Consider the following 17,965-nt stretch of genomic DNA (forward strand, 5'->3'; position numbering starts at 1 on the left):
GATAATGATTACCATTCTCCAGTCTTGTCGACGGCCCCTTCGGAGGAGCACGCGTGGCGCACTTGTTGATGATCGAGAGCTGGGTCGGCGCGATGAGTTCGCTGCTGCCGCGGGCGATCCACGAGTCGGGCCACCGGTTCACCTTCCTCACCCGCGACCTGCGGCACTACCTGCGTTCCGCGCCCGCGCACCCGCACCCGTTGCTGGCGGCGGAGAACGTGCTCACCGCCGAGACCAACGACGTGCCGTCGCTGCTGCCCTACGTGGAGCGGGTGCACGACGTGCTGGCGTTCGACGGCGTGATCTCGTCCTGCGACTACTACCTCTCCACCGTCGCCGAGGTGGCCGCGCACCTGGGCCTGCCCGGCGCGGACCCGCGGGCCGTGGAACGCGCCTACCGCAAGGACCTCACCCGCACGACGACCACGGCGGCGGGCGTGCCCGGCCCGAGGTTCGCGCTGACCGAGGACTGGCCCGCGACCGCGAAGGCCGCCGCCGAGCTCGGCTACCCGCTGGTCGTCAAGCCGGTCGACCTGTGCGCCGGGATGCACGTGCGCGAGGTGCGCGACGAGGCCGGCCTGCGCGAGGCGTTCCTGGCCCTGGAGGCGTTCCCGGTCAACGCCCGCGGGCAGGGGCGGGTCACCACCGTGCTGCTGGAGGAGATGCTCGTCGGCCCCGAGGTCAGCGTGGAGACGGTGACCTCGGCCGGCACCACCTACGTGGTCGGGGTGACCGACAAGAGCCTGGCCGGGCGGCCGTGGTTCGTGGAGAGCGGTCACATGTTCCCGGCCGACCTGGGCGACGCCGACCGGCACGCGGCCGTGTCGACCGCGGTGGCCGCGATCGACGCGCTCGGCCTGGACCACGGCGTGGCGCACACGGAGGTCAAGCTCACCGCCGACGGGCCGCGGCTGATCGAGGTCAACCCGCGCCCGGCGGGCAACCAGATCACCGAGCTGGTCCGCCGGGTCACCGGGATCGACCTGCCGTCGGTGTTCGCCGACCTCGCCGTGGGCAGGCAACCGGACCTGCGGCCCAAGGGGACCGGCGTGCGCAGCGCGGCCATCTCGTTCCTGCTGCCGCCGCGCGCGGGCGTGGTGGCCGGGATCGACGGCGTCGAGGCCCTGGCCGCCAACCCCGGGGTGGTCGACTGGGCGGCGAAGCCCGCCGGGCACCGGGCCGGTGAGCCGACCAGCAACAACAGCTACCTCGGGCACGTCATGGTCACCTCGCCCGACACCGACGCCCGCGCGCGGGCCGAACGCGTCGTCGGCACGCTGGACGTGCGGTACGCGGAGGACGTCGCGTGACCACCGAAGCGTTGACGGGGCTCGCCGACCTGGTGGCGCGGGCGCGGGCGGGCGCGATCGGGCCGGACCCGGCGGAGTGCCGGGTGAGCGTCGCGTTCACCACCAGGCAGGGCGCCCGGCACGTCTCGCGCGGCCAGGCGTACCGCAACACGGTGGTCAGCGTGCGGATCGGCGACGCGGTCGGCTCGTGCGCGGTCGAACCGGACGGGGCCGACGACGCGGCCGTGACCGACTGCGTCGGCGAGACCGTCGCGGACCTGCTGGACCACCCCGACCCGGCGATCCGCACGGCGGTGCTGGACGCGTACCTGATGCACGCGCGACCGCACGAGCTGGCCGACGCGCGGCACGTGGTGGTCGGGCCCGGCGACTCGCTGAGCAAGTCGATGGCCCGCGCGGCGGCCGTGGTCGACCTGCTGGACGCCGCGCCGGGGCAGCGGGTGCTGGTGGTCGGCGTGGTCAACTCGCTGCTGCACCACCTGCGCGAGCGCGGCCTGCGGTACGTGCCGTGCGACCTCAAGGGCGGTCGCACCGAGTGGGGCGAGCCGGTGGTGACCGACGCGCTGCCCGCCGTCGCCGACTGCGACCTGGTGCTGGCCTCCGGCATGACGATCGGCAACGGCAGCTTCGAGCCGCTGCTGCGCGCCGCGGTCGCCGCCGACCGGCCGCTGGTGGTGTTCGCGCAGACCGCGAGCGCGATCGCGCCGCGGTTCCTCGGCTCCGGCGTGACGGCGGTGTCGGCCGAGCCGTTCCCGTTCTTCTGGCTGCACGGCGGCCCGACGACCCTGCACCTCTACCGCGCGCCGGGGCTGGACCGGTGACCGCGCCGTCGAGGGCGGTCCCGCGTCGCAACCACCACCTGTTCGACCTGCTCGGCAACACGCCGATCGCCCGCATCGACACGCCGCTCCCGCACCGCCACGGCGGGTTCTGGGCGAAGCTGGAGTGCCTGAGCGCGGGCGGGATGAAGGCCCGTTCGGCGGTGGCCATGCTGTTAGCCGCCCGGGAGCGCGGCGAGCTGCGCCCCGGCGCGGTCGTCGTGGAGTCGACCAGCGGCACGCTGGGGCTCGGGCTGGCCTTCGCCGGGCAGGCGCTGGGTCACCCGGTCGTGCTGGTGGTCGACCACGAGCTGGAGCCGTCGATGCGCGCGCTGCTGCGCGCCCACGGGGCGCGGCTGGAGGTCGTGGACCGGCCGCACCCGACCGGCGGCTGGCAGCAGGCCAGGCTGGACCGGCTGCGCGCCGTGCTGCGCGGGCTGCCCGGCGCGTACTGGCCGGACCAGTACAACAACCCGGACAACCCGGCCGGGTACGCGGGGCTGGCCCGCGAGCTGGCCGGTCAGCTCGACCACGCCGACGTGCTGGTGTGCAGCGTCGGCACCGGCGGGCACAGCGCGGGCGTCGTCGCCGCCCTGCGCCGCTACTGGCCGGACGTGCGGCTGGTCGGCGTGGACACGGTCGGCTCGACCATCTTCGGCCAGCCCGCCCGGTCCCGGGTGATGCGCGGGCTGGGCAGCAGCATCCACCCGCGCAACGTCGCCTACGAGGAGTTCCACGAGGTGCACTGGCTCGGTCCGGTCGAGGTGGTCGACGCCTGCCGCCGGTTGGCCAGGGACTGCTTCGTCACCGGCGGCTGGAGCACCGGCGCCGTCGCCCTGGTGTCGGCGTGGGTGGCGCGCGTCGAGCCGGGCACGACCGTCGTGACGATCTTCCCGGACGGTCCGCACCGCTACCTCGGCACCATCTTCGACGACGACTTCTGCCGGTCGCGGGGCTTGTCGGGGACGCCCGCGGACCGACCGGTGGAGATCGCCGACACCGCCGAGGTCGAGGTCGCCAACTGGGCCAGGTGCCGCGCGGTCTACCCGCCCAAGGCCGTCGGGGTGCCCGCGTGAGGCTCGACTGGTCGGTGCACGGGTTGGAGCTGCGCTCGCCGCTGCGCATCTCGCGGTCGGTGATGGCCCGCCGGGACGCGGTGCGCGTGGTGCTGGAGCAGGACGGGTCGCGCGGCCACGGCGAGGTGGTGACCAGCGAGTACTACGGGCTGGACGTCGCGCGGATCGTCGGGCTGCTGCGGGACTTGGCGCCGGTGGCCGCCGGGTGCGCCGAGCCCGCGGAGCTGCGCGAACGCCTGCCGGAGTTGCCGCCGGGTGTGCTCGCCGCCGTGGACGCGGCGTTGTGGGACCTCTCGGCGTCGCAGCAGGGCGTTCCGGTGCACGCGGCCGTCGGTCTTCCACAGTGGACGGACGTGCCGACGGCTTGCACGATCGGCATCGGCACACCGGCGTCCGCGGGCGCCCAGGCAGCCGGGTTGGCCGCGCGCGGGTTCACCGTGCTGAAGGTCAAGGTCGGTGCGGCGGACCCGGAGGACGACGTCGCGGCGGTCCGGGCGGTCCGGGCCGCCGCGCCCGGCGCGCGGCTGATCCTGGACCCCAACGGGGCGTGGACGGCCGAGCAGGCGCTGTGGGTGGTGGACCGGCTGCCCGGCGTCGACGCCCTGGAGCAGCCCATCGCGCCCGGTCGGCTGGACGAGCTGGCGTGGCTGCACGAGCGCTGCCCGGTGCCGTTGATCGCCGACGAGGACGCCGCGACGGTCGCCGACGTGCGGGCGCTGGCGGGCGTGGTCGACGGGGTCAACGTGAAGCTGGCCAAGTGCGGCGGGATCACGGCGGCGCTGGAGGTCATCGGGGTGGCGCGCGGGTGCGCGCTCGACGTGATGCTCGGGTGCCTGGTGGCGAGTTCGCTGGGGATCGCGCCGGCCGTGCACCTGACCGGGCACGCGCGGTGGGTGGACCTGGACGGGCACCTGCTGGTCGCCGACGACCCGTGGACCGGGATCGGCGGTGAGGACGGCACGCTGCGGCTGACCGGCGCGCCCGGCCTGGGCGTGACGCCGGCCCGACGCACGACCGCCAGTTACACGGCCGCCGGCCACACGCCGGCCGAGGACACGGCCGCCGGACGCACACCAGTCGAGAACACGGCCGCCGGGCACAGGGCCGCCGGGCACGGGGCCGGTCCCGGCGCCGCCGAGTCCGAAGGGACCCGTCGTCGATGAGGCGGTTCCCCCTGTCCGTGCGGCTGCTGCTGGTCAACCAGTTCGGCGTGAACACCGGCTTCTACCTGCTCATCCCCTACCTCGCCGCGCACCTGGGCGACCTCGGCCTGTCCGCGGCGGTGATCGGCGCCGTGCTCGGCGTCCGCACGCTCAGCCAGCAGGGCATGTTCCTGCTCGGCGGGTCGGCGGCCGACCGGCTCGGGCCGCGCCGGGTCATCATCGCCGGTTGCGCGGTCCGGGCCGTCGGGTTCGGGTTGTTCGCCGCCGGCGAGTCGGTGGCCGTCCTGCTCGCCGCCTCCGTCCTCAGTGGACTGGCGGGCGCGTTGTTCAACCCGGCCGTGCGCGCCTACATCGCCGAGGAGGCCGGTGACCGGGCGGGGGCGTTCGCCCTGTTCAACGCCTACGGGCAGGCGGGCGCGCTGGTCGGGCCGCTGCTGGGCGGCGTGCTGGTCCTGTGGGACTTCCGGGCCTCCGCGCTGGTGGCGGCCGGGATCTTCGCCGCGCTGACGGTCGCGCAGGCCGTCGTGCTGCCCAACCGACCGGCCGCGCCGCACCGGGGCACCGTGCTGGACGACTGGCGCGAGTGCCTGTCCGACCGCCGGTTCCTGGCCTTCACCTGCGCCCTGACCGGCCTGTTCGTCCTGCAGAACCAGCTCTACCTGGTGCTGCCGCTGGAGGCCCGGCGGCTCAGCGACTCGTCGTTCGCCGTGGCGGCCGTGTTCGGGTTGTCGACGGTGGCGACCCTGCTGTTCCAGGTGCGCATCACCCGGGCGCTGAAGCGGGTGGCGCGCGGCCGGGCGATCGCGCTCGGGCTCGCGGTGATGGGGCTCGGGTTCGTCGCGACGGCGGTGGGCCACGTCGGGCCGCTCGGCGGCATCACGCCGGTGCTCGTCGCCGCGCTGCTGCTGTCGGTGGGCGTGATGATCGCGCACCCGTTCGTCTACGAACTGATCCCCGAGTTCGGCCGCACCGGGTTGGCGGGCACGTACTTCGGCGTGTTCTACCTGGTGTCCGGTGTCGCCGCGGCGGTCGGCAACACCGCCATCGGCTGGGCGTTCGGCCGGTCGGGCTGGCTCGCCTCGCTGCTGTGCGTGGCGGTCGGGCTGGCGTGCGCGGCGGCCGTGACCCGGCTGCACCGGCGCGGCCTGCTGACCGCGGACAAGGAGGTGGCCCGATGAGCGAGAACCTGCTGACCGACAACCCCGGCCTCTACGAACGGCAGTTCCCCGACCCCGACCACGTCGCCGCCCGGTTCGCGCACGACGTCGTGACCCGCTTCGGCGGGGACCCGCCGGACGGCGGCCGCGACCTGCTGGACGTCGGCTGCGGCACCGGCCGGGACGCGGGCCACCTGGCGGGCCTCGGCTACCGGGTGGTCGGCCTGGACAGCTCGGAGCGGATGGTCGAGCACGCCCGCGAGCACCACCCGGCCGTCGCGTTCGTGCTCGGCGACATGCGGTCGTTCGGGTTGGGCCGCCGCTTCGACGTGATCACGTGCCTGGACAGCGCCCTGCTGTACTGCCACTCCAACGCCGACCTGGACGACTTCCTGCGCCGCTGCCGCGACCACCTCGAACCCGGTGGCCTGCTGGTGGCGGAGATGCGCAACGGCGCGTTCTTCCTGGGCAACACCGAACTCCTCGACGGCGTGCGCACCCGCAGCGTCGAGTGGGAGGGCGTGTCCTACACCTCGCACACCAGGCTGTGGATCGACCACGCGGACCAGCTGCTGCGCCGTCGGCGCGAGTGGTGGTGGCCCGGGGCCCAGCCGCTCGTGCAGCGCTCGGCGTGGCGGCTGCTGTTCCCGCAGGAGCTGCGGCACTTCCTGGACCTGGCCGGGTTCGACGTGCTCGCCCTGTTCGACTCGCCGGGACCGCGCACCGACGAGCCCTGGTCGGCCGACGCCGAGCTGCGCGAGGAGCTGTCCGGCGACCGGCTGCACCTCGTCGCCCGCCTGCGCCCCTGAACGCCCGCACCACCGAACGCCCGCGCCCCTGAACGCGCCCCGAACGCCTTGCCAGTGAAAGGACCCGACATGCACCACCTCAACCGCCGCGGCTTCCTCGGCCTCACCGCCGGCCTCTCGGTCGCCGCCCTCACCGGCTGCGGCGCGACCGGCCCCACCTCGGCCGCGTCCACCCCGCGCGCCGGCGGCCGGCTGCGCGCGGCGTTCGCCGGTGGCGGGGCCAAGGAGGTGCTGGACCCGCACCTGGCGAACCTGTTCGTCGAGGCGGCCCGGTCCAAGGCGCTGTACGACAAGCTGGCCGACCTCGGCCCGGACGTCTCGGCGCAACCCAGACTCGCCGAGAAGTGGGAACCGGACGCCACCCTGACCCGCTGGCGGATCACCCTGCGGCAGGCGGCGTTCCACGACGGGCAGCCGGTGCGCGCGGACGACGTGCTGGCCAGCTACGCGCGCATCCTCGACCCGAACCGCGCGTTCCGGGCCAAGTCCAGCCTCGCGCTGATCGACCTGCCCAACAGCCGCGCGGTGGACGAGCGGACGGTGGAGTTCGCGCTCAAGCGGCCGTTCGTGGAGTTCCCGAACGCGCTGGCCGCGTTCGGCGCGTACATCGTCCCGGCGGGCGTCGAGGACTTCACCACCCCGGTCGGCTCCGGGCCGTTCGCCTTCACGTCGTTCGAGCCGGGCAAGTCGGTGCTGCTCAAGCGGCACGCGGACTACTGGGAGGGCGCGCCGCACCTGGACGAGCTGGAGTTCGTGATCGCCAACGAGGAGTCGGCGCGGGCGAACGCGCTGCTCGGCGGCCAGGTCGAGTACGCGCACGACCTGACGCCGACCACCGCGCGCAGCCACGCGGGCAGTGACCGGATGGCGATCCACCGCGCGCCCAACAGCGCCGTGCAGGCGTTCGCGATGAAGCTGGACCGCGCGCCGTTCGACGACCGCGACCTGCGCGAGGCGTTGTTCCTGCTGGCCGACCGGCCGCAGCTGGTCGAGTCGGTGCTCGCGGGCAGCGGCCAGGTCGGCAACGACCTGTTCGGCAAGGGCTACCAGCACTACGCCGACGACATCCCGCAGCGGGCCCGCGACCTGGACAAGGCGAAGTTCCTGATCCGCCGGGCCGGCGCGGAGGGGCTGACGGTCAAGCTGGACACGTCCACCGCCGCGGCCGGGATGGTCGAGGCCGCCACGGTGTTCGCCGACCAGGCCAAGGGCTCCGGGCTGACCATCGAGGTCGTCACCGGCAACAAGGACAGCTACTGGGCCGACACGCTCAAGAACGGCTCGCTGTCGAGCTTCCGGTCCGGCGCGATGCCGATCGAGACGCACGTCGCGCAGCGGTTGCTCAGCGGCGCGGGCACCAACGTGACCAAGTGGGCCCGGCCGGAGTTCGACGCGCTGTACGACCAGGCCGTGTCCACCGTGGACCCGGTCCGGCGCGGCGAGCTGTACCGGGAGATGCAGCGCTCGCTGCACGCCGAGGGCGGCTACCTGATGTGGGGCTTCGCGGACTGGATCGTCGGCGCGGCGCCGAACGTCGGCGGCGTCTCCACCGCGCCGGCGAACACGCTGGACTGGGCGCGGTTCGACAAGGTGTGGTTGGGGTGAGCCTGCGCCGGTACGCCGCCCGGCGGCTGGCCATCGGCGCGGTCCAGGTGCTCGCCGTCGTCACGGCGGTGTTCCTGCTGGTGCAGGCGCTGCCCGGGGACGCGGCGGTGGCGTTGGCCGGCGACAACCCCGACCCGGCCCGGATCGAGCGGATCCGGGCGGCGATGGGCCTGGACCGACCGCCGCTGGAGCGGTTCGGCGAGTGGCTGCTGGGCTTGGCGCACGGCGACTTCGGCGCGTCGCTGATCTCCGGGCGGCCGGTCGCGGAGTTCCTGCACGACGGGCTCGGCCCGACGCTCGTGCTGGCGGTGCTCGCCCTGGTGCTGCTGATCCCGCTGTCGGTGCTGCTGGGCGTGCTGGCCGCGCTGCGCGAGGGCGGGCCGCTGGACCGGGTCGTCACCGCGGTCACCGTCGGCCTGCACTCGATCCCGGAGTTCGCGCTGGCCGTGGTGCTCATCCTGGTGTTCGGGGTGCAGCTGCGGTGGCTGCCGCCGACCGCCGTCGGCGCGGACCTGCTGGCCCAACCGGCTGTGCTGGTCCTGCCGCTGGTGGTGCTGATCGCCCGGCCGCTGTGCTCGATCAGCAGGCTGGTGCGGGCCGGGATGATCGACGCGCTGGCGTCCGACCACGTCCGGCACGCCCGGCGGCTGGGGATCGGGGAGAACCGGGTCCGGTTCGCGCACGCCCTGCCGACCGCGCTCGCGCCCGCCGTGCAGCAGGTGGCGCGGACCACCGACTGGCTGCTGGGCGGCGTGATCGTGGTCGAGGCGGTGTTCGTGATCCCCGGTCTGGGCACCGCGCTGGTGGACTCGGTCGCGGGCCGGGACCTGCCGGTGGTGCAGGGCCTGGCGGTGGTGTTCGCGGTGACGACGGTCGTGGTGAACCTGGTCGCCGACCTGGTCGTGTTCCGCCTCGCGCCCCGATCGGTGGCGATCGCGTGAGGGGCGTCGGCTGGCTGCTCGTGCTGGCGCCGCTGGCGCTGGCGCTGGTCGGGCCGCTGTTCGTGCCCGACGACCCGACGCGCGGCGCGCCGTTCGCGGCGAACTCGTCGCTGGGCACCGACTTCGTCGGCCGGGACGTGTGGCACCAGGTGCTGGCGGGCGGGCAGACGGTGGTGCTGGTCGCCCTGCTGGCGACGGTCCTCTCGTACCTGGCCGGCGTGCCGTGGGGCGTGGTGGCCGCGATGACCCGCCTGCGCCTGGTGGACGAGCTGCTGATGCGGCCCCTCGACCTGCTGCTCGCGGTGCCGTCGCTGCTCGTGCTGATCCTGGTGGCGGCGATCGCCGGTCCCGGGCTGCCGGTGCTCGTCCTGGTGGTGGCGCTGGTCAACTTCCCGGACGTGGCGCGGATCTCGCGGGCCGCCGCGCTGGAGATCTCCGGTCGGCCCGCGCTGGAGGCGATGCGCCTGCAGGGCGAGACGTGGTGGCGGACGTCCGTCGTCTACACCGGGCGGTCGATGCTGCGGACGTTGGCGGCCGACCTCGGCGTCCGGCTGACGGGCGCGCTGTACCTGGTCGCGTCGGCCAGCTTCCTGGGCGTCGGGGTGGCGCCGGACGCCGCCGACTGGGCCGTCATGGTCGACCGCAACCGGGTCGGCCTGTTCATCCAGCCGTGGGCGGTGGTGGTGCCCGCGCTGCTCGTCGTGGCGTTGTCGGTCGGGCTGAACCTGGTGTTCGACCGGGCGTTGAAGGCGGAGGCGCGGACATGACGCCGGTGGTGCACGTCGAGGACCTGCGAGCGGTCGCCGGGGCGAAGACCCTGGTCGACGGGGTCAGCTTCGCGCTGGCCGCCGGGCGGGTGGTGGCGCTGGTCGGCGCGTCCGGCAGCGGGAAGACGACCACGGGGCTGGCGCTGCTCGGCGAGCACGGGCCGGGGGTGGTGGTCACCGGGCGGGTCGAGGTGACCGGGCGGGTCGGGTTCGTGCCGCAGCAGCCGTCGGCGGCGCTGAACCCGGTGCGGCGGCTGGGCGGGGTGTTCCGGGAGGTCGCGGCGCTGCACGGCGGCGACCGGGACGCGTTGATCGCCACCGCGCTGCGCCGGGCCAGGGTGCCGGTCGAGCTGCTGCGCCGCTACCCGCACGAGCTGTCCGGCGGGCAGCAGCAGCGGGTGGTGCTGGCGCAGGCGCTGGTCGGCGACCCGGCGGTGCTCGTCGCGGACGAGCCGACCACCGGCCAGGACCCGATCACCCGGGCCGAGGTGGTGGACGAGCTCGCGTCGGTCGTGGCGCAGGGGGTGGCGCTGGTGCTGCTCACGCACGACCTGGACGTGGTGCGCGCGCTGGCGGACGAGGTGGTGGTGCTGCGCGCCGGTCAGGTCGTGGAGGCCGGACCGGTGGCCGACGTGCTCGACCGGCCGCGCACCGAGTACACCGCCGCGCTGGTGGCGGCCCAACCTCGGGTCGAGGCGCCGTCCGCCGACGCCGACGGACGGCCCCTGCTGGAGACCCGCTCGCTGACCGCGCGGCACCGCTCCACCACCGTGCTGCGCGACGTGGACGTGCGGGTCGGCGCCGGTGAGTGCCTGGCCGTGGTCGGCCGGTCCGGCAGCGGCAAGACCACGCTCGCCCGGTGCCTGGCCGGGCTGCACGCCGGGTTCACCGGCGACGTGCTGCTGGCCAGCCGCCCGCTGCCCCGGTCGCTGCGCCGCCGTTCGCGGGCCGAGCTGGCCGCCGTGCAGTACGTGTTCCAGGACGCCCGCGCGTCGTTCGACCCGCACCGCACGGTGCTCGACCAGGTGAGCCGGACGGCCGTGCGGCTGGGCGGGGTCGCCGACGCCCGCGCGGCGGCGATGGCCGAACTGGCGGCCGTCGGCCTGGACGAGGCCACCGCGAACCGCCGACCGGCCGGCCTGTCGGGCGGGGAGCTGCAACGCGCCGCCCTGGTGCGCGCGCTGCTGGCCCGGCCCGACGTGCTGGTCTGCGACGAGATCACGTCCGGACTGGACACCCTGACCCAGGCGAGCCTGCTCGACCAGCTCGCCGCGCTGACCTGCACCGTCGTGCTGATCAGCCACGACCTGGCCGTCGTCGCGCGGCTCGCCGACCGCGTCGCCGTGCTGCACCGCGGGCACGTCGTCGAGCACGGCCGGGCGGGCGTCGTCCTGGGCTCCCCCACCCATCCGGTGACCATCGGCCTGCTTGGCCGCGCAATGGAAGGAACAGAGGAGAAGCGGACATGAGCCTGTACCACCGCGAAGTGGGGCCCTACGAGGTCCGCCGGGCGACGGAGAACGACCTGGCCGGGGCGCGCAGCGTCATGCTGGACACGTTCTACCAGGAGTTCGGCTACGGCTACCGGCCCGAGTGGCACGGTGACGTGATCGACCTGGACGGCGCTTACCTGCGCCCCGAGCGGCACGCGCTGTTCGTGGCGTGCAAGGGGGACGAGGTGGTGGCGACCACCGGCGTGCGCGCGACGGCCCCGGCCAGCCCGCCGCACCCGGCCTGGCTGGCCGAGCGCTACCCGGACGGCAGCACGGCCCAGCTGTTCCGGGTCTACGTGCGGCCCGAGCACCGGCGCAGCGGGCTGGCGCGGGCGCTGGTCGACCTGGCGACCCGGTTCGTGGCGCGGACGCCGGGCTACGAGCGGCTGTACCTGCACACCGACACCAGGATCGCGGGCGCCGAGCCGTTCTGGCGGTCCGTGGCGTCCGAGGTGCACGACGCGCGTGACGGCGACCCCATCACGTTCCAGACCGTCCACTTCGAGATCCCGCTCGGATCCTAGGGCCCCAGCAGGTCGGCCAGGGACGTGGCCGGGCGACCGGTCAGGTCGGGGACGGCGGTGCTGACGCGCGCCAGCTCGCCGTTCCCGATCGCGGTGTAGGTGGAGACCCAGGCGTCGACCTGCCAGTCCGGCGCCTGGTAGCGGGCGCGCGAGCGGTACGCCTCGGCCACCGTCTCCGGGTGGTAGGTGATCGGCCGGCCGGTGGTCCTCGCGAGCACGGCCGCGACCTCGTGCAGCGTCAGCGCTTCCGGCCCGGTCAGGTCGTAGGTGCGGCCGAGGTGCGGCCGGGGGTCGGTGAGGACGGCGGTGGCGGCGTCGGCGATGTCGTCCTGCGCCACGGCGGCCACCCGCCCGTCACCGGCCGGGCCGCGCAGCACGTCGTCGTCGCCGACCAGGTGCGGGAAGAAGTCGGCGTAGAGGTTGTCGCGCAGGAACGTGAAGCCGACGCCGGTGGCCCGGACGTGCTGCTCGGTGGCCCAGTGGTCGCGGGCGAGGGTGAAGGTGGCGTCCTCGGCGGCGGAGGCGAAGGAGGTGTAGACGAGGTGTTCGACGCCCGCTGCCGCCGCGGCGTCCACGAAGGCGCGGTGCTGGTCGACGCGGTCGGCCGATTCGGAGGCCGAGACCATGAGGACGGTCGGGATGCCGTCGAGGGCCCGGCGGACGGCGTCGCGGTCGGCGAACCCGGCCGTCGCGGTGGTGGCCGCCGGCAGGTGGGGCGCGCGGGCCGGGTCGCGGACCAGCAGGAGTTGCGCGTGCCCGGCGGCGGCGAGGCGGCGGGCGATCCGCCCGCCCAGGTGCCCGGTGGCTCCGGTGACGGCGATCAGGGGCCGGGCTGGCATGCGGTTCCTCCCGGTCGGGGCAGGGCAGTCGCATTCGACTGCCGTTCGACTACTTTTCGACTATTGAGCCGGAACAGCAACAATACTCGCTCATTCACGTGCGTGAACGTTCTGTCGATTTCGACAAGTCCGGGTTACCCTCGCTGGGAGCGCTCCCAGAAATACCGCCGCCGGGGAGTTGTTCCCCTGATCCCTGCTCGCGAGGAGGCGACGCATGAGTCCGCGCAAGAGAACGGGTCGGATCGCGGCGGTCACGGCTGCCGCGTCGGTCACGGCGATGGCCGCGGCGCTGGTGGTCGGCGCTGGTCAGAGCGCCTACGCGGCGGTCGGGTGCCGGGTCGACTACGCCGTTGCCAACCAGTGGGGCGGCGGCTTCGGCGCCAACGTCGCCATCACCAATCTCGGTGACGCGATGTCGAGCTGGACGCTGGAGTGGAGTTTCACCGCGGGTCAGCGGGTCGATCAGCTGTGGGGCGGGGAATTCACCCAGTCGGGCAGCATCGTGACCGTGCGGAACAGCGCGTGGAACGGGTCGCTCGCCACCGGCGCGACCACGACGCCCGGGTTCAACGGGTCGTGGTCCGGCTCGAACCCGGCGCCTTCGTCGTTCAAGCTGAACGGCGTCGCGTGCACCGGTTCGACCACCGGCACGTCGACCACCACGACCACGCGGACGACCACCACCACTACGTCGACCACGACTACGACGACGTCGCAGCCGGGTGGCGGGGACGGGAGCGGTCCGTGGCCGTCGGACACGGGCAGTGTGCACCAGACGACGACGCGGAACGTGGGGTCGTACTTCAACGGGGGGATGAAGCGGCACTACGGGATCGGTGACGGTGGTCAGGGCGAGAGCCAGGACCCGATGTTCGTGGTGGCCAACGGCGGGACGATCGAGAACGTGATCCTGGACGCGCCGGCGGGTGACGGGATCCACTGCGAGGGGTCGTGCACGATCCGCAACGTGTGGTGGAACGACGTGGGCGAGGACGCGGCGACGTTCAAGGCGACCGGTTCGTCGGCGACGTACCTGGTCGACGGTGGTGGGGCGCGGTCGGCGTCGGACAAGGTGTTCCAGCACAACGGGGCGGGGACGTTGACGATCCGCGACTTCCAGGTCAGCGGTGCGGGCAAGTTGTACCGGGCGTGCGGGAACTGCTCGTCGTCCTACCAGCGGCACGTGGTGATGGACGGGGTGACGGCGCGGTCGACGAAGGTGTTGGCGGGGATCAACACCAACTGGGGTGACACGGCGCGGTTCTCGCGGATCACGGTGTACGGCAGCACGACGATCTGCGAGAAGTACCAGGGCGTGCCGAAGGGTTCGGAGCCGAAGAAGATCGGTGAGGGCGCGGACGGGAGGAACTGCTTCTACTCCGCTTCCGACATCACCCAGCGCTAGGCTGCGCCCGCCCGTTCCGCTTGCGGCGGCACGGGATCGGCCGTTCCAGCGCCCGGTGGCGCGGGCGCGGGAGACCCCTCGCTCCCGCGTCCGCGCCACCGCGCGCCTCACCAGTGCAGGTCGGGCAGTTCCGCGATCCGGACCAGGTCCGCCTCGGTCAGCGGCGCGGTCGGCCTGGTCGGGTTGTCCGACCGCGTGCCGTCGTCGGCCGCGTTGGACGTCTGGACCGCGATCGACGTGCCGTCCGCCGCCCTGGCGTTCAACGCCAGCCGCACCAGCCCACCCTCCACCGTGGTCTCCACCGCCGCCTTCCGCCCGCCGGCCAGCTCCACCAGCCGGCACGTCGGCCGCCCACCGCAGTCGACCTCGCCGGCCGAGGGCCGCTCGACGTTCACCATCAGCCAACCGCGACCGGCCGCGTCGGACAGGTTGGCCACCGCCCGGTACCCGCCCTGCCGGACGCGGAACTCCAGCGGCGCGTCGCCGCCCGGAGCCGCCTCGGCGGTCAGCCCGGCGGGCAGCGCGCCGGCCAGCACCGGGTTCAGCTCGGCCGCGCGGCGGTCCGACGGCTCGGCGGGCACCGAGCCGCCCACCCACCGCACCCGCAGCTCCGGCGCGGCGGCGATGGCGATCAGCTGGTCGTCGCCGAGCACCCGGTTGGTCGAACCCGTGCCACCGGTCTCCATGACGTGCGCGTACGTCCCGTCGGTCCGCCACACGTCGGCGCTGACCAGCGTCGCCTCCGGGCCCGGCTCCACGATCACCCGCGCGGTCGAGCCGTCCGGCAGCGCGGTGGTCGTGCACAGGGTGTCCGGCCCGTACCGCACGCACTCGCCGGGCAGTTGGCCACCGCGCGGCCTGACGTAGACGATGACCGTCCGGTCACCGGTGAGCGCGAAGTCGCCGCCCCAGCTCCCCGCGATGGCGCACAGCTCCAGCGGTGTCGCCTCGACGCCCGCCGGCAGCGGCAGCGCGAACCGCGCGAACGCGTCGGTGAGCCGGGCGGACTCGGCCAGCTCCTCCGAGGACGCGACGCCGCTCGGCTGGTCGGGGAACCCGCCGGTCATCCTGGGCACCACGCAGCCCGGCGCCCCGGCGGCCGTCGTCGTCACGGCCGTGCTCGGCGAGGTCGACAGCTCACCGGCGACCGGCGCCGAGGTCGACCCGGCAGGCCCGGTCAGGGCTGCGGTCGCCGCCACCACCGCGACGATGCCCGCCGCGGCGGCCGACAGGGCGCCGAGCCGACGCCTCCCCCGCCGCTTGCGCCCGGCCGCGACCACCCGCTCGAACTCCAGGCCCGACGCGGGCTCGTCCGCCAGCGCCGACCGGATCATGTCCCGCACCTCGTCGCTCACGAGCCCTCCCACAGCACGGTCCGCCTGGTCGCCAGCGCGCGCCGCAGGGCGTCCAGTCCCTTGGACACCTGGCTCTTCACCGTTCCCTCGCTGCAGCCCAGCGCCGCCGCCGTCTCGGCGACCGGCAGGTCCTCCCAGTACCGCAGCACGACCGCGGCCCGCTGCCTGGGCGGCAGGGCGGCCAACGCCTGCCGCACGTCCATGGCCTCCTCGACGCCGGTCGCCGCCGCGGCCACCTCCGGCAGCGTCCTCACCACCGTCTCCGGCCGCCTGCCGCGCCACCGCGAGTCGTCTATGACGGCCCGCACCAGCACCTTGCGCACGTACGCGTCGACCCGTCCGTCCCGGTCCAACCGCCCCCAGTGCACGTAGACCTTGGCCAGCGCCGTCTGCGCCAGGTCCTCGGCCCGGTGCCAATCACCGCACAACAAGAACGCGGTCCGCCTCACGACGGCCGCGCGTGCCTCGAAGTACGCCCGGAACTCGCGGTCCCGATCGTGCACGTGACACCTCCTCCACTCGGTCACCCCCTATACGGCGGCCACGAGCGTCCCGTTGCCCGTAACTTTGGGTGACGACCCGGGGATGGCGGAGGGCCCGCCCGGTCAGCCGACCGGACGGGCCCCGATCACGTCCGCGGTCACGGCGGGCGCGTTACCGCTGCCTCGCCCACGCCTTGGTCAGGGCCATCTTGCCGCCGGTGTGCAGCAGCGAGCCCGAGTACAGCCGGCCCGCCAGCAGCACGGCCAGCACGACCGACCCGGCCAGCAGCCCGAGGGCCACCAGCGGCTCCCACAGCGCCGCCTCGCCGGCGAACAGCCGCACCGGCATCGCGATGGCCGACGAGAACGGCAGGAACGACAGCACGGTGAGCACGGTGGCGTTGTCGGAGAAGAACATCACGCCGAAGTACGGCCCCATCACCAGCATCATCACCAGGCCCATGCTGGAGCCCAGGTCCTCCTGCCTGCTGACCAGCGACCCGGCCACCGCCCACATCGCGGCCAGCAGCACGAACCCGAGCAGCAGGAACGGCACGAACCAGCCGAGCGCGGGCGCGACCAGGGCCAGCAGCTCCGAGTGCCCGCCCAGCCGCATCGCGATCGGCGCGGCGATCGCGAGCACCACCACCTGACCGATCGTCAGCAGCGAGTGGCCCGCGATCTTGCCCGCGAGCAGCGCCCGCACCGGCACCGTCGACACCAGGATCTCCACGATCCGGGTCTGCTTCTCGGTGACCGTGCTCTGCGCGATCGCCGCGCCGCTCATCCCGAACATGAGGAACACCAGCGCGAACACCATGATGACGAGCTGCCGCTGCCCCTGGCCGACCTCGGCCGGGTCGAGCAGGTCGACCGGCGGCGCGGTGCGCAGCCCGGCGATGACGTCGGTCGGCGGGTCGGCCAGCGCGAGCACGCGCACACCGGTCGCGGACGTGCCGCCGGTGTCCGGCACCACGGCCGCCTCCACCTCCTCCGAGCGGACCAGCTCCTGCGCGGCGGCCACGTCGGCGACCTCGCGGACCTCCAGCCCGCTGTCCCGCAACACCGCCTCGGCCTGCTCGCCGACCGCGGCGACCTTCGTCTCGCCGCCGCCGAGCACGGTGGGCAGGATCGACAGCGCGAACAACCCGACCAGGAGCACGCCGAGCCCGATCCAGAACCCCTTGGCCCGCAGGAACGTCCGCACCTCCCGCTCGGCGACCAACCTGGTGGCGGCGGCGAAACCCCGTGACACGCCCTGCTCCTCCGGCACGCCGGTCATCAGATCGCCTCCATGAAGATCTCGTCGAGCGTCGGCACGACGGGGGTGAAACCACGCACGGGACCGCGGCTCAGGGCGGCCCGCAGGACCGCCTGGTCCGCGTCGGGGTCGCCGTCGGGTTCGAACAGCGCGCGCGGACCGTCCACGTCGACCACCCGGACGCCGGGCACGTCGCGCACCCACCCCGCGTCGGAATCCACGACCAGCTCGAACCGCTTGGCGCCGTACCGGTCGCGCAGCTCGTCCCGCGCGCCGGCGGCCGCGATCCGGCCGCCCGAGATGATCACCACGTCGTCGCACAGCCGCTCCACCACCGACAGCTGGTGGCTGGAGAACAGCACGGGCACGCCCGCGGCGGCGCGTTCGCGCAGCACGCCGAGCACCGTCTCGACCGCGATCGGGTCCAGGCCGGAGAACGGCTCGTCCAGGATCAGCATGACCGGGTCGTGCACCAGCGCGGCGGCGATCTGCGCGCGCTGCTGGTTGCCCAGCGACAGCTCCTCCAGCCGGTCCTTGGCGCGGTGGCCGAGTTCGAGCTGGTCGAGCAGGCGCTCGGTGTTGCGGCGGGCGGCGTCCCGCTCCAGGCCGTGCAGCTGCCCGAGCCAGGCGATCTGCTCGGCGACACCCATCTTCGGGTACAGGCCACGCTCCTCGGGCATGTACCCGAACCGCTGCCGCACCGCGCCGGTCACCGGCGAGCCGTGCCAGGCGACCGAACCGCCCTGCGCGGCCAGCACCCCGAGGACGATGCGCATGGTGGTGGTCTTGCCCGAGCCGTTCGCGCCGAGGAACCCGGTCATCCGACCGGGGCGGACCTCGAACGACACCTCGTCGAGGACCTTGTGGTCGCCGAAGCTCCGGCTGACGGACGTGACTGTCAACATGGCCGCAACGCTACGTCGGCGCTGGTCGCGGCACGTCCGGCGGGAGATCGACTTC

At 74.1% G+C, this 17,965-nt stretch carries 17 protein-coding genes; 12 read left to right on the forward strand and 5 right to left on the reverse strand.

Going from position 1 to position 17,965, the window contains the following annotated elements; genetic code table 11:
- Positions 1-53: 53 nt before the first annotated feature.
- The 11 genes from AB0F89_RS34240 to AB0F89_RS34290 all read left to right on the forward strand — a co-directional run bounded on the left by AB0F89_RS34240 (position 54) and on the right by AB0F89_RS34290 (position 11,663).
- On the forward strand, positions 54-1,310 hold the full coding sequence (locus tag AB0F89_RS34240) for an ATP-grasp domain-containing protein (protein WP_367130122.1): 1,257 nt from the start codon (positions 54-56) through the stop codon (positions 1,308-1,310).
- Complete coding sequence (locus tag AB0F89_RS34245; protein WP_367130124.1) at positions 1,307-2,131, forward strand: DUF364 domain-containing protein; 825 nt, start codon at positions 1,307-1,309, stop codon at positions 2,129-2,131. The genes AB0F89_RS34240 and AB0F89_RS34245 overlap by 4 nt, the downstream gene beginning before the upstream one ends.
- The gene (locus AB0F89_RS34250) at positions 2,128-3,204 is read left to right on the forward strand and encodes a PLP-dependent cysteine synthase family protein (RefSeq protein ID WP_367130126.1); all 1,077 of its coding nucleotides are present in this window, start codon (positions 2,128-2,130) and stop codon (positions 3,202-3,204) included. The genes AB0F89_RS34245 and AB0F89_RS34250 overlap by 4 nt, the downstream gene beginning before the upstream one ends.
- The gene (locus AB0F89_RS34255; protein WP_367130128.1) at positions 3,201-4,367 is read left to right on the forward strand and encodes an enolase C-terminal domain-like protein; all 1,167 of its coding nucleotides are present in this window, start codon (positions 3,201-3,203) and stop codon (positions 4,365-4,367) included. Before AB0F89_RS34250 ends, AB0F89_RS34255 begins: the two co-directional genes overlap by 4 nt.
- Entirely contained in the window at positions 4,364-5,545 is a 1,182-nt protein-coding gene (locus AB0F89_RS34260) for an MFS transporter (RefSeq protein ID WP_367130130.1), read from the forward strand. Before AB0F89_RS34255 ends, AB0F89_RS34260 begins: the two co-directional genes overlap by 4 nt.
- Entirely contained in the window at positions 5,542-6,333 is a 792-nt protein-coding gene (locus AB0F89_RS34265) for a trans-aconitate 2-methyltransferase (RefSeq protein WP_367130132.1), read from the forward strand. Before AB0F89_RS34260 ends, AB0F89_RS34265 begins: the two co-directional genes overlap by 4 nt.
- A 69-nt stretch (positions 6,334-6,402) precedes the next feature.
- The gene (locus AB0F89_RS34270; protein WP_367130134.1) at positions 6,403-7,938 is read left to right on the forward strand and encodes an ABC transporter substrate-binding protein; all 1,536 of its coding nucleotides are present in this window, start codon (positions 6,403-6,405) and stop codon (positions 7,936-7,938) included.
- Entirely contained in the window at positions 7,935-8,879 is a 945-nt protein-coding gene (locus AB0F89_RS34275) for an ABC transporter permease (protein ID WP_367130135.1), read from the forward strand. The genes AB0F89_RS34270 and AB0F89_RS34275 overlap by 4 nt, the downstream gene beginning before the upstream one ends.
- The gene (locus AB0F89_RS34280; RefSeq protein ID WP_367130137.1) at positions 8,876-9,646 is read left to right on the forward strand and encodes an ABC transporter permease; all 771 of its coding nucleotides are present in this window, start codon (positions 8,876-8,878) and stop codon (positions 9,644-9,646) included. The genes AB0F89_RS34275 and AB0F89_RS34280 overlap by 4 nt, the downstream gene beginning before the upstream one ends.
- The gene (locus AB0F89_RS34285; RefSeq protein ID WP_367130139.1) at positions 9,643-11,115 is read left to right on the forward strand and encodes an ABC transporter ATP-binding protein; all 1,473 of its coding nucleotides are present in this window, start codon (positions 9,643-9,645) and stop codon (positions 11,113-11,115) included. Before AB0F89_RS34280 ends, AB0F89_RS34285 begins: the two co-directional genes overlap by 4 nt.
- Positions 11,112-11,663, forward strand: coding sequence for a GNAT family N-acetyltransferase (locus AB0F89_RS34290; protein WP_367130141.1), 552 nt, complete (start codon positions 11,112-11,114; stop codon positions 11,661-11,663). The genes AB0F89_RS34285 and AB0F89_RS34290 overlap by 4 nt, the downstream gene beginning before the upstream one ends.
- Here AB0F89_RS34290 and AB0F89_RS34295 read toward each other — a convergent pair.
- A complete protein-coding gene (locus tag AB0F89_RS34295) occupies positions 11,660-12,502 on the reverse strand; it encodes an SDR family oxidoreductase (protein WP_367130143.1) in 843 nt (280 codons plus the stop codon). The two genes, AB0F89_RS34290 and AB0F89_RS34295, sit on opposite strands and share 4 nt — an antisense overlap.
- Positions 12,503-12,716: 214 nt before the next feature.
- Here AB0F89_RS34295 and AB0F89_RS34300 point away from each other — a divergent pair, with 214 nt between their 5' ends.
- A complete protein-coding gene (locus AB0F89_RS34300) occupies positions 12,717-13,907 on the forward strand; it encodes a pectate lyase (protein WP_367130145.1) in 1,191 nt (396 codons plus the stop codon).
- A gap of 107 nt (positions 13,908-14,014) precedes the next feature.
- On the opposite strand, the gene AB0F89_RS34305 is transcribed toward AB0F89_RS34300, so the two are convergent.
- The 4 genes from AB0F89_RS34305 to AB0F89_RS34320 form a co-directional block, all read right to left on the reverse strand.
- Positions 14,015-15,262: a hypothetical protein gene (locus AB0F89_RS34305; RefSeq protein WP_367130147.1), complete on the reverse strand. Its 1,248-nt coding sequence runs from the start codon at positions 15,260-15,262 to the stop codon at positions 14,015-14,017.
- On the reverse strand, positions 15,259-15,765 hold the full coding sequence (locus AB0F89_RS34310) for a SigE family RNA polymerase sigma factor (RefSeq protein ID WP_367130149.1): 507 nt from the start codon (positions 15,763-15,765) through the stop codon (positions 15,259-15,261). Before AB0F89_RS34310 ends, AB0F89_RS34305 begins: the two co-directional genes overlap by 4 nt.
- 151 nt (positions 15,766-15,916) lie before the next feature.
- Positions 15,917-17,026, reverse strand: a complete 1,110-nt coding sequence (locus tag AB0F89_RS34315; protein ID WP_367130151.1) for an ABC transporter permease — start codon at positions 17,024-17,026, stop codon at positions 15,917-15,919.
- Entirely contained in the window at positions 17,026-17,910 is an 885-nt protein-coding gene (locus AB0F89_RS34320; RefSeq protein WP_367130153.1) for an ABC transporter ATP-binding protein, read from the reverse strand. Before AB0F89_RS34320 ends, AB0F89_RS34315 begins: the two co-directional genes overlap by 1 nt.
- Positions 17,911-17,965 lie beyond the last annotated feature (55 nt).

Origin of the sequence: Saccharothrix sp. HUAS TT1, from assembly GCF_040744945.1 — a bacterium.
GTDB lineage: Bacteria > Actinomycetota > Actinomycetes > Mycobacteriales > Pseudonocardiaceae > Actinosynnema.